Origin of the sequence: Flavobacterium mesophilum, assembly GCF_039581405.1 — a bacterium.
GTDB lineage: Bacteria > Bacteroidota > Bacteroidia > Flavobacteriales > Flavobacteriaceae > Flavobacterium.
In genome coordinates, this window is record NZ_JBCPXZ010000002.1 from 838134 (window position 1) to 856666 (window position 18533).

General features: G+C 32.2%; 13 protein-coding genes. 7 read left to right on the forward strand and 6 right to left on the reverse strand.

Going from position 1 to position 18533, the window contains the following annotated elements:
• Positions 1-124: 124 nt before the first annotated feature.
• Together AAYQ19_RS08075 and AAYQ19_RS08080 are read left to right on the forward strand one after the other, a co-directional pair.
• Positions 125-1159 (forward strand): hypothetical protein, encoded by a 1035-nt coding sequence (locus AAYQ19_RS08075; RefSeq protein WP_343535739.1) that lies wholly within the window; start codon positions 125-127, stop codon positions 1157-1159.
• A 498-nt stretch (positions 1160-1657) separates the two neighbouring features.
• A complete protein-coding gene (locus tag AAYQ19_RS08080) occupies positions 1658-2194 on the forward strand; it encodes a hypothetical protein (RefSeq protein WP_343535740.1) in 537 nt (178 codons plus the stop codon).
• 77 nt (positions 2195-2271) lie between these two features.
• Here the strand turns inward: AAYQ19_RS08080 and AAYQ19_RS08085 are convergent, their stop codons facing one another.
• On the reverse strand, positions 2272-2853 hold the full coding sequence (locus AAYQ19_RS08085) for a TetR/AcrR family transcriptional regulator (RefSeq protein WP_343535741.1): 582 nt from the start codon (positions 2851-2853) through the stop codon (positions 2272-2274).
• A gap of 73 nt (positions 2854-2926) precedes the next feature.
• Positions 2927-3679 (reverse strand): glucose 1-dehydrogenase, encoded by a 753-nt coding sequence (locus AAYQ19_RS08090; protein WP_343535742.1) that lies wholly within the window; start codon positions 3677-3679, stop codon positions 2927-2929.
• A gap of 228 nt (positions 3680-3907) precedes the next feature.
• On the opposite strand from AAYQ19_RS08090, the gene AAYQ19_RS08095 reads away from it, so the two are divergent.
• Positions 3908-6277, forward strand: a complete 2370-nt coding sequence (locus tag AAYQ19_RS08095) for a GAF domain-containing protein (RefSeq protein WP_343535743.1) — start codon at positions 3908-3910, stop codon at positions 6275-6277.
• Positions 6278-6435: 158 nt separating this feature from the next.
• Here the strand turns inward: AAYQ19_RS08095 and AAYQ19_RS08100 are convergent, their stop codons facing one another.
• Positions 6436-6963, reverse strand: coding sequence for an STM3941 family protein (locus AAYQ19_RS08100; protein ID WP_343535744.1), 528 nt, complete (start codon positions 6961-6963; stop codon positions 6436-6438).
• Positions 6964-7095: 132 nt separating this feature from the next.
• Positions 7096-8289, reverse strand: a complete 1194-nt coding sequence (locus AAYQ19_RS08105; RefSeq protein ID WP_343535745.1) for a Pycsar system effector family protein — start codon at positions 8287-8289, stop codon at positions 7096-7098.
• 26 nt (positions 8290-8315) lie between these two features.
• On the opposite strand from AAYQ19_RS08105, the gene AAYQ19_RS08110 reads away from it, so the two are divergent.
• A complete protein-coding gene (locus tag AAYQ19_RS08110) occupies positions 8316-12050 on the forward strand; it encodes a metallophosphoesterase (protein WP_343535746.1) in 3735 nt (1244 codons plus the stop codon).
• A 108-nt stretch (positions 12051-12158) separates the two neighbouring features.
• Here AAYQ19_RS08110 and AAYQ19_RS08115 read toward each other — a convergent pair whose 3' ends face one another.
• Positions 12159-13022 carry a YjiK family protein gene (locus AAYQ19_RS08115; RefSeq protein WP_343535747.1) on the reverse strand — a complete coding sequence of 288 codons (864 nt, stop codon included), beginning with the start codon at positions 13020-13022 and terminating at the stop codon, positions 12159-12161.
• Positions 13023-13108: 86 nt separating this feature from the next.
• Positions 13109-14161, reverse strand: a complete 1053-nt coding sequence (locus AAYQ19_RS08120) for a hypothetical protein (RefSeq protein ID WP_343535748.1) — start codon at positions 14159-14161, stop codon at positions 13109-13111.
• A gap of 93 nt (positions 14162-14254) precedes the next feature.
• Between AAYQ19_RS08120 and AAYQ19_RS08125 the strand changes: the two genes are divergently transcribed.
• The 3 genes from AAYQ19_RS08125 to AAYQ19_RS08135 all read left to right on the forward strand — a co-directional run bounded on the left by AAYQ19_RS08125 (position 14255) and on the right by AAYQ19_RS08135 (position 18355).
• Positions 14255-15166, forward strand: coding sequence for an ABC transporter ATP-binding protein (locus AAYQ19_RS08125; protein ID WP_343535749.1), 912 nt, complete (start codon positions 14255-14257; stop codon positions 15164-15166).
• Positions 15167-15169: 3 nt separating this feature from the next.
• Entirely contained in the window at positions 15170-16006 is an 837-nt protein-coding gene (locus tag AAYQ19_RS08130) for an ABC transporter permease (RefSeq protein WP_343535750.1), read from the forward strand.
• Positions 16007-16078: 72 nt separating this feature from the next.
• A complete protein-coding gene (locus AAYQ19_RS08135; protein ID WP_343535751.1) occupies positions 16079-18355 on the forward strand; it encodes a choice-of-anchor L domain-containing protein in 2277 nt (758 codons plus the stop codon).
• Positions 18356-18533: the final 178 nt, after the last annotated feature.

Genomic DNA, 18533 nt, shown 5'->3' on the forward strand with positions numbered 1-18533 from the left:
TACTAAAACAGAAAACGGCAGTTACAAATTGTAACTGCCGTTTTTTATGCCTAAGATATTAGTTTTATATATTAGCATATTAATTTTTAAGGCAGGATTTACTCTAAACCAAATCATCACTATTATGAGCATAATTTTTGGTCACAAACATTTTAAAATCAAAGAAATAAATCCCCAAGAATTAGGGCTACCAGACGATTATGATTACCATATAGAAATTCGTCAAAAATATTTTCACATTTACTGGATTCCTTTTTTTGGATTAGGAAAAATATGGGCAATAAGAAAAGATGGAGAATTATATGAACTTCCCCATGAGTATCATCATCTCATTCAAGAAAGACAATTAAAAGTCAAAAGCCCTTGGTATACTTATACCTTATGTATTTTAATTTTACTGGGGTTTATGATTTATTTTGGGATAGAAAAAGTAGAAGATTATAATCGCACAAATCAAACTGAAAAATATATTAACGAAACTGATTTTGGCTATAAAATTGAAAATGCAACTATAAATCAGATTTATACACTTAAAGATATGAAAGACTATAGTTCAGATGCCGAAATGTATTTAAAAGTTGAGAAAATCTACACTGACAGAATAAGATTTAGTATTATTCCACGTCGGTTTGTCAGCTCTTCTGCATCAGAAATAGAAGACTATTATAATAAGAATAAAATGCAGCTAAAAGTTGTAACTATTTTAAAATCCGACCTTAAAAATTCATATGCAAAAGATTATCAAGCACCAGAAAGTCAAAAATTTAATGGTAAAAACCTTTTAAAAACGGCAAATTTATATCGAATTTCAGCTATCGATGAAAGATTTAGAATAATTATTAACGCTAAATTACTTTCTGTTAATGAAGAAGAAATGCAAATTCAATTAAAAAACACTGGAACTGCGTTAACAATTTTATATATAAAAAACATTCAAAACAATGTTCCATGGGACATCGAACTTCCTTTAAAAATTAATGCAGGAACAGAAACTAACCCTGTAAGTTTTATTCTAAAAAATCAAAAAAAAGAAAATTTTAGTTTTCTAAATAATGATAATTATAGAACCGAAATTAAAGTTTCTAATTCTCTTAATATGAAACAGACTCTCTATCTTACAGGAAATAAAAACTACTCAACCATAGAAAAACAGTTTTAATTATTCATTTTAAAATTTGACAAACAAATAAAACGGCAGCTATAATTGTAACTGCCGTTTTTTTTATTGCATTATATTTTAAATTAATTTGTTGGAGTAACCTATCGCACAGCAAATAACCAAACACAATAAAAACCTTATAATAATGAGTTCTAACCAAGATTCATTTTTGCTTTCTTCTAGTAATCTGTTTGTTTTTTTTACTCGATGTACTGTTCAACTAAAGATTTCTTCAGATCCATATCTTAAAGTATTTCAAAGTTGAATCTTATTGGTTAAATATATTACGAATTTCCGTAAAAGTTTTAAAATAGTTTTGTGTGAATTTTACAGACAAAAAAAACTGACATTTATGTTTTTTAGTCTTTTTGCATTAAAATAAAAATAATATTATTTACCTTAGGTTTTATTAAAATATAAGAATTTTATTAATTAAAAAAAAATGATGAAAAAAAATGATGAAAAAAAATTACAAAACTATCATTTTCATTATTAATCTTGTTTGTCGCCATCTTGTTTGTGAAATGTACCCAAGATGAGCGTGCAGATAATAATGATGTTGCTCAAAGTGCTAACATCGTTGATGCTAAAAAATGGTTTGCAGAGTATGAATCAAACGGGGAGAAACTAAAAATTATGAAAATATATTTATGTCTATTGATGGCCTTTTTGTTTGAAATTAACATACAAGCACAAGAAAAGGAAAAGGATACCCTCTTTTTTAAGTTTGATAGATCTTACATCAAAGAATCTGAATCTGAATCTGATTTAATCTTTTCCTTGAAAGACACAGATAATACAGAAATGTTTTATTTTAAACGAGCTGAAGTTGTAAATAGCTTAAAACCTAAAAGAATTCTTTGTCTCAAGGAAACAATAAGACAGCCTAACTTCTACAATAAATCGAACGTGCCAAAATTAAACAATAATCAACTTTTAAAGTATTTTAGTAGCAAAATTACTTATTTGGTTAAGGAGAAAAATGGCAAAAAAGAGTTTATTAGAATAGAGCCAGTACTTGCTATTGCAGATTAGTCAATAAGCATTATATGTAATACAAATAAAGAGGGCAGCTTTTATGTAGTTGCCCTCTTTTTATTGCAATCGATTTTCTAAAACAAAGCGAAAATCGATTTTAAAATATCATCATAAACTTGTTTGTCTCGCTCTCCCGCTCTTGCTAAAACTCGGATTCCTGAATAATTATTGAAGATAAAACGAGCTAATGATCGCGCTTCTTGCTTATCAGGAATCTGTCCTAAATCCTGTCCTTTTTTTATGGCTTTGCAAAAAATATCTTCGACCGTTTTCTGATTATCGTGAACAATTTTTGCAATTTCAGGATCGTGCATCGCCAATTCAACTGACGAGTTTACCATAAAGCAACCCTTGGTAATTCGGTCCTGAAGACTTTCTACGACAGCTTGCTTAAAAATATCGGTAAAAGCCGTTTTTATGTTTGGAGCATTTTCTAGAAGTTCTATTAAAACATCATGATTTTGCTTCTGATACCTTTTCAATGACTTTACAAAAAGCTTTTGTTTGTCGCCAAAAGTATCGTACAAACTCGAACGGCTTAATCCTAAATGATTCACCAAATCCTGAGCGGATGTTCCGTTGTAACCTTTGTGCCAAAAAATCTCAATTGCTTTATCTAAAGCTTGATCTTCATTAAATTCTTTCGTTCTAGCCATGATATTCAAAATTAAATTTCAACACAAAGATACAAATAAAACGGAACAATCGTTCCTGAATTGGTCAAAAAAATTATACTACTGCATTTACAGTAAGTCCGCCATCAACTACGATTTCAGTTCCAGTAATGAATGAAGCATCATCTGAGGCTAAGAACGAAACTGTTTTTGCAATTTCAGCAGATTGACCAAAACGTTTTAATAAAATCTTTTCACCTAAAACAGTTCCAAAGCCTTCTACTTCTTCTTTTTGCAAACCTAATTTTCCATAAAGTGGAGTTTCAACTGGTCCAGGAGAAACCGCATTTACTCTAATTTTTCTTGGTGCTAATTCGGTTGCAAATACTTTGTTTAATGATAACACTGCTGCTTTACTTGCGGCGTAAACACTTGAATTTGGCATTCCAACATGAGCATTTACAGAAGTATTAAAAATGATAGAACCACCGTCATTTAAAATTGGTAATACTTTTTGCACTGTAAAATAAACACCTTTCACGTTCACATTCATGATACTATCATAATGATCTTCTGAAGCTGCATCAACTGGAGCAAAAGCTGCGATTCCTGCATTCAAGAATAAAATATCAACTTTTCCGAATTTTGCTTTTACCTCAGCAACTAAATTATCAATTGATTTTAAATCTGATTGATCAGCTACGATTCCAGTAACGTTTAATTCTTTTTCTGCATTTGCCAAAGCTTCTTTGTTTCTTCCTGTTACAATTACTTTTGCACCTTTTGCTACTAAATCAGCTGCAGCTGCATATCCAATTCCACTGTTTCCACCTGTTACTATAGCAACTTTGTTTTCTAAATTTTTCATTTTATTTAATTTTTAAGTTATTGATTATTCAATTATTATGGTACAAAGATATAATAACGGAACGATCGTTCCGTTATTATTGTTGTTAATTTTTAGTTAAAATTATTATCCACTTCTGAAAGTCCGCATTTATAAAGGAAATAACTATCCTACCATAAACGAAAGAAATTATAAAATGCCGTCATTTCTTAATATTTGCTTAATTTTGTATTCCTAAAACAATAATAGATGGAACGTCTTTTACCACATGAAAGTCCTTTCGAAACCATAATCTCATTTCATAAACTAATTGAATCTTTTGAAGAAATTGCTTTATCCGATGTCGATTATCGCTCTAACTACGCCAAAGCCATTCTAAAAGAAGTTGAAGCTTTTCCGGAATTCAGAACAGGAATTCGTGACTATAATATTATCAAGAACAATGAAGGTTTAATCAAAAACATAACTGCCGATTTATTTCCGACTGCATTGACGCAAAACGAAATAAAGGCGATCACGATTCCTTTTCAAAATATTTCATTCAATTACACAGAACGTTTTAAAAAAATTCTGCGTAATGCCGGAGATGAATTTTATATGGAAATTCGTGATTTTGATGACCACCAGTTTTATATCAACAACTGCTGTTTGATTTTGAGTTACTATTACAACCAGCAAATTGATTTCAACAGACCTTTTTTCTATGACATCCCAGATGAAAGAGGAATAGAGAAACATTATCGAATTCTCTACAATGCTGATTTTATGGAAATCATGCCAACAGAAAGAGCATTAGAATTGACACAAGACGATATTGACGAACTAATTGACAATTATAATGATATCGAATTGTGGAAATCAAAATTTCCTCCGAGAAGCTGGACTTTAAAAGGTTTCGGAATTGTTTCTTTGTTTGATGCCACAACGGAAAGTGCCATTTCAAACTTAAAAAGCAATTTATTAAAACCGGAATCGACAAGAGTGGCTTCAACAGAAGTCATTGAGAATATTTTTAAATCAATTTTCAAAATTCCGAGTTTAAAAGTAGGCTTTATTATATACAATCCTGAAGAGGAAAAATTCATTCGTCCTGTTAAATTTGACAATCAGTTGCAGAGTTTTCTTTTGAAAACAGATCAGGAAGTAGATTGCAAAAATGCTTTTTTCGGTTGTTCGTTTGAAAATCTTTTAAACAATAAAGAGCCTTTTGTGATTTCGAATGTCGAAAAATTCATTGAAGAATCTCCAAACATTAAACTTGGAGAACATTTGCTGCGACAAGGCATCAAAAGCTGTGTTTTTGCGCCGGTTATTAAAGACGAACAATTATTGGGTGTTGTAGAATTGGTTTCTGAATATCCAAGAGATTTAAACAGCGTTAACGCAACGAAACTAGAATTGATTCTGCCCTATTTAACCGATACAATCGATCGCTACAATACTGATATGCAACATCAAATTGAAGCGATTATTCAGCGTGAATATACTACTATTCACCCCAGCGTTTATTGGAAATTCAGAAAAGAATCACAGAATTATTTCCAAAATATCAATCATACAAAAGATTATATTTTTAAAGAAATTGTTTTTAAAAATGTATATCCACTTTACGGACAAATCGATATCAAGGGTTCATCTGAACATCGAAACGAAACCGTAAAAATTGACTTGAAAAATCAATTGACGGCTTTGTTGGAAATTTTTGACAACCAAAAACCAAATACGAATTTGGTACTTTTGGAACAAAGAAAATTTGAATTGGAATCACTCCGAAACGAATTGGATTTTCCTTTAAAAGCAGATACTGAACAACATATTCAACGTTATATTGAAGAAGAAATTCATCCGATATTAAAAAATACCAAAGGCAATGCTAAAAATGAAGCATTAGAAGCTTTGTATTTTGAAAGCTTGGATGAAAAATCGGGCCTGTTTTATCAGGAAAGAAAGAAATTTGATAATGCGATGTCTATCATCAACAAAAAATTGGCTTCGGTTTTAGACAAAAAGCAATTAGATGCACAACAAATTTATCCGCATTATTACGAGCGTTTTAAAACTGACGGAGTAGAACACAATTTATATATTGGAGCTTCCATTTCGCCAACAAAACCATTCGATATCATGTATTTGCACAATTTAAGATTATGGCAATTACAGACTTTATGCGAAATGGAATTAGAGCATCATCAGCTTAAAGAATCGCTTCCTTATGAATTAGACGTTACGTCTTTAATTTTAGTTTTCAGTGCACCGCTTTCTATCCGTTTCAGAATGGATGAAAAACGTTTTGATGTTGACGGAACTTATAATGCAAGATATGAGGTTGTCAAAAAACGAATTGACAAATCACATATTAAAGGAACAAATGAACGAATTACAGAGAAAGAGAAAATCACAATTGTTTATTCTCAAAATAACGAAGAAACAGAATACTTGAAGTATATCAAGTATTTACAACATAAAAAAGTGCTTGAACCAGCCATTGAGCAATTTGAAGTAGAAGATTTGCAAGGCGTTTCGGGCTTGAGAGCTATTCGTGTGAAAGTGATTAATAACACTACAAGTTCAACAACGAAAAAAATTACATACCAAGATTTATTAGATGAGCTCAACTAAACAGTTGAGCTTTTTTTATGCTTTGCCAAGTCATTCAAACACGCTGACAAACAGTATTTTATCATTAAAAATATTAATAATTTCACAAATAACTGCAAATAAAAACGGTTTCTTTTCAGATTATTTTCCAAATCTGTTATAGTTACAACTATGAGTTACTATTTATATTTATCTAAATTTTCATTTAATATTTTCATTAATTCAGTATAACTTACTTGCATTGAGTTTGCTGACAGATTGAATGGCGAACCATAATAATTAACATTAAATTTCATTAATTTTTTTCGAATTAAATTTTCTTCTTTTTTAATCCAATAGTCTGAATTATTTACATTAATTATTACAATTTTTGTTCTTTGAATTTTAATTTCGGAAAAGCCTTTTATGTTTTTCCATTCTATTCTTTCTGATAATGATTTTTTTGGATTAACATTTATTCCTGTTTTATCAATTATAAGTACCAATTGATTTCTTATTAATTGCCGAATTGAAACATATATTCCTAACCCAAAAAAGAGAACAGACACAATTCCAATGCCTTTTGTAAAAAGCGGACTTCTTGATCTACTTCCTATAAAATTTTCAGCATTCATAAACATATAGAATCCGACAATAACAAAAACTAAGCAAGCTAATAACAGTAAAAATGATTTTTTCTTACTTGTGTAAATTTCAACTTTTTCCATTATTATATTTAAACCTTCATATTCATTTCAGTAATCTCTTTGTTTTGCTTATGTTTTGAAAAATACAAACTCGCAATATCACTTAAATAAAATTAAAAAGCATTTTTTAACTTTCACAACAGTTGTATTTTTTTAAATATTAACTTCTCTAAAAGCAATTACAAACGAAATCACTGTTATAATAATTCCGATCATGAAAAGATTGTAAGCAATTCGAAGTAAATTATATTTTCGTTGCAAAACCAATCCTAAGTAATACAAATCTTTGATCATTGTCGAATACAAATAATCTCTGTCTTTCATCATTTCATTCATTGCCCAATCGTATTCTTCAAAAGGCATTTTGTAGAAATTCCCGAAAAACATCAAATTCACTTTTTTAGCTTCAACATCGTCACGCGTAAAAAAACCTGAAGTCACTTTTGGCCTTGTTGAAAGAATGGCAAAAATGATTGTGACAACACTCGAAATAAGCATTATAAATGTTGGAATAACTAAATGTGCATTTTTCGGACTATCTAATTTTGGAATAATAGATGAAAGTGCGATTGAAATAATAATTGCATTTACTGACAACAAAATATTCGCTTTACTATCAGCGATTCCGCTTAAACGCGTATGATTTCCAAGTGTTACACGAAATAGTGTATCAATACCACGTTCTGGCTTATCTGCTTTTTCGGCTTTTTCTTTCTTTTTATTTTCTTCTTCAATTGCCGAAGCCGCTTTCAATTCTTGCTTATTGATTTTCTTCTGAATCAAAATCAGATTTTTTTCTTTTAAAGGTTGCCATTTTCTTAACGCATAATCGGTATAAAAACGATGTTTGTTCAACAAGAAATTCAAGTTTTCTTTTGTCCATTCTGAATTCGAAAATGTAACAATTCCTGTATTTTTCAGTTCCAAACGAAGCAATTCGCAGGTGGTCACATATTCTGTTCCCATTAAATGCGCGTAATCAGCATCTTTAATGATTTTTTCCAAATGCGTTTGTGGCACATATTCTTTGGTCGTAGCCAAAATCAAACTAGCAACTTTAGCTATAAATTCATCTGATTGTCCTTTTTCCTTCAAAAAAGTTTCAGCAATTTTTACACTTTCCTTTTCATGATTCTCGTAACCTTCAACATATCCGGTATCATGAAACCATGCCGCAACTAAAAGTGCTCTTTTATCATTGTCATCAACATCTTCTTTTTTGCATAACTCTTTTACCGCAGTAACTACAGTCAAAGTATGGTTAAAATTATGGTAAGAATATAAATTAGAAAGTTTATCTTTGAGTAAATTACTGACGAAATCTTCGGATTGTTCTATTAGATTCATAAAGAATATTTTTATACCACTAAATTATGAAATTGTTTTTGGATAATCATTTTATTGCCAAGATTAAAAACTTTTCTTTGGCAATAATCGCCATAGCCCTATTCTATTCGTGTGCAACGCGTAAAGCACAATACGGAAAAAACGTAAGTGCCAATGAAACGGAAAACGCGACCGATACCATAAAAATTGCACATACATTTTATTTGGTTGGAGATGCCGGAAACGCTGATGAAGCGCAAGCCCAGCAAACACTGGAACTTTTGCATCAAAAACTGAAGAAATCAAGCAAAAAATCAACACTTTTATTTCTGGGAGACAATATTTATCCGAAAGGTTTTCCTGCAGATAAAAATGCCGAAGACAAGGCTTTGGCCGAAACAAAACTGACCAATCAATTAAAATTAGCCGAAGGATTTAAAGGAAAAACTATTTTTATTCCAGGAAATCACGATTGGTACAGCGGTATCAAAGGCCTAGAACGTCAAGCTGATTTTGTAACCAAACATCTAAATGACAAAAAAGCATTCTTGCCAAGAAAAGCCTGCCCGATCGAAGATGTGAAAATTGACAGTACTGCAACGTTAGTTACAATTGATAGCGAATGGTTCCTAGAGGACTGGAACAATCATCCTACAATAAATGACAATTGCGAGATCAAAACCAGAGAAGATTTTTTTGACGCTCTGGAAGGCATCTTAAATAAAAATCAGGAAAAAACAGTAATCATTGCAATTCACCATCCTTTATTAAGCAACGGAACGCATGGCGGACAATTTTCGATGGAAAAACAATTATTCCCATTAGAGAACAAAATTCCGCTTCCTGTTATTGGCTCTTTCATTAATTTACTGAGAAAAACATCAGGCGCAAATCCGCAGGACATTCAAAACAAACAATATACGATTTATGCAAAACGAATTAAAACGCTTTTGCAGAAACAAAAAAATGTAATTGTAGTTTCTGGCCATGATCATAATTTGCAATACATCAGCAAAGAAAATATTCAGCAGATTATTAGTGGTGCTGGTTCAAAATCTGAAGCCGCACGAGCAATCAGTGAAAATGATTTTTCATACGGAGGAAATGGTTACGCAACACTGACTTTATATAAAAGTGGTGATGCCAAAGTTTCATATTTTGGAAATGAAAACAATAAAGAAAAACTGCTTTTTGAACGTGAAATAATAAAAGCTAAAGAAATCAACTGGGGTTCTGATATCCCAAATAATTTCCCTTCAAAAATTACAACTTCGATTTACACGAAAGACATGACTGATAAAAGTGCCTTTCATAAATTCTTGTTCGGACAGCATTATAGAAAATATTATAGTATGCCAATTGAAGCAAGAGTTGCAACTGTCGACACCTTGATGGGCGGTTTGAAACCTATTCGCGAAGGCGGTGGCCACCAATCGATTTCATTAAGAATGTCTGATCCAAAAGGTCGTGAATACATTATGCGTGCCATGAAAAAAAGTGCCACAACGTTTTTGCAATCCGTGGCTTTTAAAGATCAATATATTGTAAACGATTTTGATAAAACGTACACCGAAAGCTTTTTATATGATTTTTACACGACCTCTCATCCTTATGCTTCATTTGTAACAGGAAGCATGTCTGACCAAATTGGGCTTGCACACACAAATCCGATTTTATATTACATTCCGAAACAAAATGGATTAAAGGAATTTAATGCTGGTTTTGGAGATCAGCTTTATATGGTTGAAGAACGACCAGCTGATAATCAATTGGACGCTAAGAGTTTTGGACATCCATCAAATATTATCAGTACAGATGACATGATGCTAAATCTTCATAAAGATGAAAAATACTCTGTTGATGAAAAAGAATATATAAAAGCGCGTTTGTTTGACATTTTACTTGGCGACTGGGACAGGCACAGCGACCAATGGCGCTGGGGCGAGTACAAACAAGGCGATAAAATAATTTACAAACCAATTCCGCGCGATCGCGATCAAGCTTTTGTAAAATATGATGGAGCTTTGCTTTCATTGATTATGAACATGCCTCCACTTCGCCATATGCGTACTTATAAAGGCGACAGGATCAATGTGAAATGGCTAGGAAGAGAACCTTATCCTTTAGATTTGGCATTTTTAAGAACAGCCGAAGAGAAAGATTGGATCGATCAAGCGAAATACATTCAAGAGAATTTATCTGATGCAGATATTGATACCGCCTTTAAAAATATGCCAAAAGAAGTGCAGGACGAAACTGTAGATGATATCAAACAAAAATTGAAAAGCAGAAAAAGAGATCTTCAAAAATATGCTGCTGAATATTTTGATGTGCTGAGTCGTACCGTAATGATTGCTGGAACAGATAAAAAAGACAAATTTGTAATCAATCATAACGCAAAAAAAAGCATTGAAATTCAAGTGTATCGCGTTAAAAAAGAAGGTGATGATTTGGTTTACACCAAAACTGTAACCAACGATAAAACCGTTAATTTATGGATTTACGGACTTGATGACAATGATATTTTTGAAGTAAAAGGAAACCATAAATCAAATATTAAAATTCGCTTAATTGGAGGGCAAAACAACGATACTTATAATGTTGAAAACGGGCGAAAAGTGATTGTTTATGATTTTAAATCAAAAGAAAACACCTATAACCTAGATTCTAAAGCCAAAACACAGCTAACGGATGATTATGATGTGAACCTGTACAATTACGAAAAACCAAAATATAATGTAATTGCCGGTTTGCCAAGCATTGGATACAATCCTGATGATGGCGTAAAATTAGGTTTTAACTTGAACTACACTGTAAACAACTTTAAGCAAAATCCGTACACACAAAGACATCTTTTAAGCGGTTTCTATTATTTTGCAACAGGAGGTTTTGAGTTGAATTATGCTGCTCATTTTCCAGGGTTACTAGGGAAATGGGTAATTGATGTGGAATCTCAATTGACAACGCCGAATTTTGCAATGAACTATTTTGGATACGGAAATGAAACAGTAAATAATGACGATGAATTTGGAATGGATTACAACAGAGTCCGTATTCGAAAATTCAATGTTTCGGGCGCTATTCGACATGTTGGACGTTTTGGAAGCGAATTCAGCGTTCAGCCGATACTTCAGAAATTAACAGTTGAAGAAACTGAAAACCGCTTTATTGATATTCCAGGAATTGTAAACCCAAATGTATTTGACAGTCAAACATACGGAGGTTTGAAGGTGAAATATTTATTCAAAAATTCTGATTTTGTTGCTAAACCAACTTTGGGAATTTACTTTATGCTTTCGGGAATGTGGACTACAAACTTGAGCGACACCAAACAGAATTTCCCAACACTGGAAAGTATTTTAGGTTTTACGCATAAAATTGATCACAACGGAAAATTAGTTTTGGCTACATTTTTCAAAGGAAAAGCGATCTTGAACAACAATTTTGATTTTTATCATGGTGCATCTTTAGGTGGCGATACTGATTTGCGTGGTTATAGAAACGAGCGCTTTCTAGGAAATTCGTATTTCTCTCAAAGCAGTGATTTGCGTTTCACGCTTGGAAAAATCCATAAAACTGTTGCTCCTTTGACATACGGAATTCTAGGTGGATTTGACTACGGACGAATTTGGCTTGATGGCGAAAATTCAAGAAAATGGCACCAAGATTACGGTGGAGGATTGTGGCTGAATGCAATTAATCTTGTAACAGCTAGAATATCTTATTTCCAATCTCCTGATGAACCAGGCAGAGTTATTTTTGGAGCGGCATATAGTTTTTAAAAGATGCTAAGGTTCTGAGATGCTAAGATTCTAAGTTTTTTTCTTAGTCATAGCATCTCAGAACCCTCTTTTTTGGCAGAAACCTTAGTCCCTTAGAACCTAAGTATCTTAGTTCCTCAATTTAAATTCGTAAACGTTTCCTCCTATTTTATCTGCTTTTTCGTCGGCGATTAATAGCGTGTTGTTGTCTTTGAAAACTACTGCTTCTTTTTGAGAAAAATGATTTAAAGCTACTTCAATTTGTTTTCCTTTATGGAATAAATCGCCTTTGAAATCTTTGAATAAAAGAATTTTGTCGTGGCTTAACAAGGCTACTTTTTTTCCGTCTGGACTGATAGTGGCACTTGTCAATACACAGTGATTGTAATTGCTACACGTTTTAAATTCTCCTATTTTAACTGCTTTTTGCGTTCCTTTTGCATTTTTGATTTTGTAGATGAAAGCTGTTCCGTCAAAACCTTTGCTTCTATTTTTTGTAAAAAGATAGAAATAACCGTTTTGCTCAAAAAAGCCTTCAACATCATAAAACAGTTCTTTTTTCTTCGGAGGAAATTCGGTTTGTTCTGGATATGAAAACGAGATTTTATATTCGGCGGAAGCCACATCTTTATTCAGCTGATTTTTTGCCACTTTATAAATGCATAAATCTCTACGTGTGTTATCGTTATTTCCGAAATCACCAATATAAATATTCCCTAATATATCTTTGGTAATATCTTCCCAATCTACATTTTTCACATTTGAAATTGTTATCGTTTGGGCTAATTTTCCTTTAGAATCAATCGCATAAATAGCGTTTTTGTTTCCACTATCTTCTAAAGTATAAATCATATTCGTTTCTGGAAAATAAGTGATTCCAGAAACTTCTTTTAATTTCTTCGGAAGCGAATAAAGCGTTTTAAAATCATTGTTTGTCTGTTGCTGACAAGCTAATAAAACAATAGAAACGGCTACTAAAAAAGACTTTTTCATAAAATTATTTTTTGAAACCATATAAGTCATATAAGTTCAATTAAGTATAATTCTTAAATTACTTATATGACTTATATGGTGAATTTTTAAACCAAATTAGTGTTTTTAAAATTACGTGTAATAAACTCAAACGCGGCGTGCATGATATGTCCCATTGATTTGGCATTTTTAAATTTCATATCGTTGGTGTATCGATACAATTCCATTTTGAGCTGATCCAGATGTTCTTGTGTCGAAATGGTATCATGACACATTATATTCAGTAATTTTTTGATTCTGGTTTCGGCAGAATGAATACGTTTTGCCAAAATCGCTCTTTCTTCATCTTTATACTGAATGATGGAACGTTCCTCCAATTTCTCTTTTATAAGCTGAATCATTGGATAATTTTCCTTGAAAAACTGCGGACGATATACTTTGAAATTCCCTTCATAACATTGCTGATCAAAATCAATTGGTCGGATTTTGTAAACCACTTGATCAAAATCGTGAATTGGGACAATTACATAATTGTACGCGCGCATATCGCCCAAAAGCCGGATCATGCAACGTTCATTAAACTTTACAAATTCTTTTGCGATTTGCGCTTTTTCAGTTTCGGTACATTTATCTAATAAAGTATCCATAAAAACATCGCCCGGAATTCCGATAATATGTTCTTCGATCAAAGTATCATTGTACACCAAAAAGTTGATTTTATCTGGCGAAAGAATATCTTCTAATTCCAATCCATAAATTCTCGACGCATCGGCTTTTTTGATGTAAAAATGAACGTAGTTGTCGTTCAGAATATTTCGAACCTTAATTCTGAAAGGTTTTGAATTTCCGAAAGTACAATAATCAATGGCATCAATATTTAGAAACTGAATAATCTCGCTGTTTCCATCAGAGTGCAAAAGCGAATAAATTTTCTTCAGATTCAGGTCAATTTCATTTCTTTCAAATTCGTTATAATACACACGAATCCACAAAGTATCGGTTTCATTTTTATCATAAACATTGATTGAGCCGGTAAATCGCAACAAGTCATCATAAAAAACAGAAACTTTCGAAATACGTTCGAATCTGTCCAAATAACTTAAAAGCGGTTGTGTTAAAGGGTATGAAGGTTTTTTTAAAACCATTAAAGGCTCGCTCATTTTGAATATCTTTAATACAAATTTACATTAAATAAAATTTAGCGTAACAATATTACAGTTGATTCGTCTTACTAAAAACTAAAACCGAAAAACTTGGAAACCATTCTTACCATCGAAAATCTCAGCAAAAGATACGGACGCATTCAAGCGCTAAAAAATGTATCTTTCAGCATTCAAAAAGGACACGTTTATGGCATTCTTGGCCCGAACGGAAGCGGAAAATCAACTACTTTAGGAATTGTTTTGAATGTTGTAAACGAAACTTCAGGCAATTATAAATGGTTTGACGGAAAGATGCAAACGCATGAAGCTTTGAAAAAAGTAGGCGCCATTATCGAGCGTCCAAACTTTTACCCTTATATGACCGCAGAAGAAAACCTAAAATTAGTCTGCAAAATCAAAAGCATCAATTATTCTAAAATTGCTGAAAAGCTAAATCTTGTTGGTTTGACAGAAAGAAAAGATAGCAAATTCAGTACGTTTTCATTAGGAATGAAGCAGCGTTTGGCAATCGCATCGGCACTTTTGAATGATCCTGAAATCCTGATTTTAGATGAGCCGACGAATGGTTTAGATCCGCAGGGAATTCATCAAATTCGTGACATCATCAAAGAAATCGCATCGCAAGGAACTACAATTTTATTGGCTTCACATTTATTGGACGAAGTCGAAAAAGTATGCTCGCATGTTGTGGTATTGAGAAAAGGCGAAATTTTATATTCTGGTTCAGTTGATGAAATGTCTGCTAATGAAGGTTTCTTTGAAATTTCTTCAGATGACAATCTTGCTTTAAAATCTATTTTAAGCGATCATCCGAATGTAGATCATATTAAAGAGGAAGAAGGAAAAATTTTGGTTTACCTAAAATCCGAATTAGCAGCATCCGATTTAAATCAGTTTTTATTCTCGAAAAACATCGTTTTAAATCATTTGGTAAAACGCAGAAACAGTCTAGAAGCTCAATTTTTAGAATTAACCAAAAACGCCACCATTCAAAAAAACTAAACCATGAACCGACTTATATCTATAGAACTTCAAAAAATATGGCTAAACAAATCTAGTCGTATCCTAACCTTAACTTATTTTATTTTACTCTCTTTTATAGCTTTGATTGCTTCAATAAAATTTGATATTGGAAATTTTCATTTACAAGTGGCTGAAATGGGTATTTTTAATTTTCCATTTATCTGGCATTTCAACACTTATGTTGCAGCTATATTAAAACTCTTTCTTGCAATAGTTATTGTATCTATGATGGCGAACGAATATAGTTACGGAACATTAAAACAAAATTTAATTGACGGCTTAAGCAAAAAAGAATTTATCCTATCTAAATTTCTTACCGTCGTTTTATTTGCATTTGCTTCGACCGTTTTTATTTTTGTCATGAGTTTAATATTAGGTTTGATTTTTTCATCCTATACTGAAATCGATATTATTTTTAGCGACCTCGATTTTCTACTTGCTTTTTTTGTAAAACTGACTGGATTTTTCTCTTTCTGCTTATTTCTAGGAATCCTCATAAAGCGATCAGCCTTTGCATTAGGTTTTCTTTTAGTTTGGAATATAATAGAAGGAATATTGCGTGCATTTCTGGCATTTCGAGTTTTTCCAAACAGTACAATCGATGAGAAAATTACACAGTTTTTTCCTTTGGAATCAATGTCTAATTTAATTATTAATCCTGGCCCAAGATTATCTGTTATTAAAAACATTGGCTCACAAATCGGAATTGACACAGATATCGATTACAGTGTGAGTTATTTTGCCATTTTAATTGTTTTAATCTGGACATTTTTATTCATTTACTTCTCGTATAAATTATTAAAAAAGCGAGATTTATAGTATATTTGTGAGGCTATGACTCATCTTAAGGTTTTATTATCGGTTTTTTTCATATGCTGTTTATCGTACAAGATGAACGGTCAATATATAAACATAGATGATCGAAGAACGCCACAACAGCTTATTGAAAATGTTTTAGTAAATAGCTCGTGTGCTTCGGCTTCAAATGCAACAGGAAAAGGAGACACTTTTACAGTAGGGCAACAAAGTTTTGCTTATTTTAATGCAGGATCAAGCGGATTTCCTTTTGCAGAAGGCGTTATTTTGACCACTTCAACAAGCCGAAATGCTGTTGGTCCATATATTAGTAATAATGGTGGTGGAAATGTCAACTGGACCGGTGATTCCGACTTAAACAGCATTCTAGGAATCAACTCCATAAATGCAACGGTTTTAGAGTTCGATTTTGTTCCCCTAACCGATATTTTAAGTTTCAATTATATTTTTGCATCAAATGAATATCAGTCATTTTTCCCTTGCGAATATTCAGATGGATTTGCATTTTTAATCAAAGAAGCTGGAACTGCTGGCCCGTACAAAAATTTAGCTGTATTGCCCAATAGTACAATTCCAGTTTCTTCAACAAATGTGCGACCAAAAATTGAACCTGGATATAAATCAAATGGAGATCCTTATCCAGGTTGTCCTGCAGTTAATCAAAATTATTTCAATGGTTTAAACAACAATACAAGCCCTGTAAATTATGCAGGACAAACCGTTGTAATGAATGCTCGAACTGAAGTAGTTACTGGAAAAACATATCACATCAAACTTGTTATTGCAGATGATAAAAATCAATATTATGATTCTGCAGTTTTTTTACAAGCCGGAAGTTTTTCATCAAAAATAGATTTTGGCGCTGATCAAACAGAATTATCTGGAAATCCTTTGTGTTATGGACAAGAAGCAATACTAGACACTAAATTATCAGCTTCTTATGATTTTAAATGGTACAAAGACAATGTGCTTTTGCCTGGCGAAAAAAATCCTGTTTTACATGCCAAAACATCTGGCGTTTATAGAGCGGATGTTACTTTAACACCTTCTGCCTGTACCCTGACAGGAGAAATTAAAATTGAAGTTGCTCCTGAAATCGCGTCAACAAACACAACATTGCTCCAGTGTGATGACAATAATGATGGCATAAGTATTTTTAATATAAAAAAAGTTGACAATCTGATTAAAAATAATGCATCAGATATTACAAATAGTGGCTATTACGAAACTTTGGCTAATGCGCAATCCAAGACAAATCCGATTGCAAATCCTGAAAAGTACACAAATAAAAGTGCCAATCAAATTATATTTGGAAGGCTCGAAAATAAATTTGGTTGTTTTAAAATTGCAGAAGTAACGCTTCAAATTTCAAATAAAACAATTGCGCCTCAAAATCCTGTAAAAACATGCGATGACGATGACAAACAAGACGGTCTTTATCAATTTGATCTTAATGCACAAGTTACTCCTCAATTAATTGCGGGTCTCCCATCTGGCATGACCGTGCAATATTTTTTAAGCAGTAATGATGCGATAACAGAGGCAAATGTATTGCCAAATATTTTTAAAAATACTGTTGCGTTCACCCAAACTATTTATGCAAAAATTATAAATGGTGCCGATTGTTACAACATTTCGCCAGTTACACTTGTAGTAAACACTTTTGATCCGCCAAATTTTCAAGAGGAATCCAAATACATGTGCAAAGATGATGATGTTATACTTTCAGTAGCGACTGGTTTCAAAAGTTATTTATGGAGCCCTGGAAACAGCACCTCAAATTCAATCACTGTAACTTCTCCTGGAGATTATTCTGTAACTGTAACAGATGCAAATGGATGTCAAAAAACAAAAACCTTCAAAGTCATTTTATCTGAACCAGCGACTATTACAGAAGCTGTCGTAAAAGATTTTTCTGGAGTTGACAATTCAGTTTTAATAAAATATACCGGTTCTGGAAACTACGAATTTTCATTGGACGGAACTGTTTTTCAAGACGACCCACAATTTACTGGAGTTGCTCCCGGCGTATATTCTGCAGTTGCAAGGGATAAAAATGGTTGCGGGCTTTCTAATAGATTTTTATTTTATGTCTTAGATTATCCTAGATTTTTCACTCCAAATGGTGATGGCTATAATGATTTATGGACTATCAAAAACATAAATCAGATGCCCGATTATTCCATCAGTATTTTTGATCGTTATGGAAAATTTTTAAAACAAATGAATCAAAACAGCACCGGTTGGAATGGCATTTTTAATGGCGAACAATTGCCATCAGACGATTATTGGTTTACACTTCTTTTTGTGGATGGAAAAAGTGCTAAAGGTCATTTTAGTTTAAAAAGATAATTTTTATAAATTCCAATTGTCACTCTAAGCGAAGTCGAAGAGCAAAATTTCAAAACAACTTCAACAAATCCTAAATTTCAACTAATTAGAAAGAAAAAATGCTTTATCTTTCAAAGAAACTAAAATAAAAACTTATTTTTGGTTTGGGCGATTCAATTCTATATAGTCGTTAAACGAG

What these genes read in the sequence shown, in the direction of transcription:
- AAYQ19_RS08120 (WP_343535748.1), bottom strand. Translation starts at nt 14,161, where the DNA reads ATGAGCGAGCCTTTAATGGTTTTAAAAAAACCTTCATACCCTTTAACA.
- AAYQ19_RS08105 (WP_343535745.1), bottom strand. Translation starts at nt 8,289, where the DNA reads ATGAATCTAATAGAACAATCCGAAGATTTCGTCAGTAATTTACTCAAA.
- AAYQ19_RS08075 (WP_343535739.1), top strand. Translation starts at nt 125, where the DNA reads ATGAGCATAATTTTTGGTCACAAACATTTTAAAATCAAAGAAATAAAT.
- AAYQ19_RS08115 (WP_343535747.1), bottom strand. Translation starts at nt 13,022, where the DNA reads ATGAAAAAGTCTTTTTTAGTAGCCGTTTCTATTGTTTTATTAGCTTGT.
- AAYQ19_RS08090 (WP_343535742.1), bottom strand. Translation starts at nt 3,679, where the DNA reads ATGAAAAATTTAGAAAACAAAGTTGCTATAGTAACAGGTGGAAACAGT.
- AAYQ19_RS08110 (WP_343535746.1), top strand. Translation starts at nt 8,316, where the DNA reads ATGAAATTGTTTTTGGATAATCATTTTATTGCCAAGATTAAAAACTTT.
- AAYQ19_RS08135 (WP_343535751.1), top strand. Translation starts at nt 16,079, where the DNA reads ATGAACGGTCAATATATAAACATAGATGATCGAAGAACGCCACAACAG.
- AAYQ19_RS08130 (WP_343535750.1), top strand. Translation starts at nt 15,170, where the DNA reads ATGAACCGACTTATATCTATAGAACTTCAAAAAATATGGCTAAACAAA.
- AAYQ19_RS08100 (WP_343535744.1), bottom strand. Translation starts at nt 6,963, where the DNA reads ATGGAAAAAGTTGAAATTTACACAAGTAAGAAAAAATCATTTTTACTG.
- AAYQ19_RS08095 (WP_343535743.1), top strand. Translation starts at nt 3,908, where the DNA reads ATGGAACGTCTTTTACCACATGAAAGTCCTTTCGAAACCATAATCTCA.
- AAYQ19_RS08085 (WP_343535741.1), bottom strand. Translation starts at nt 2,853, where the DNA reads ATGGCTAGAACGAAAGAATTTAATGAAGATCAAGCTTTAGATAAAGCA.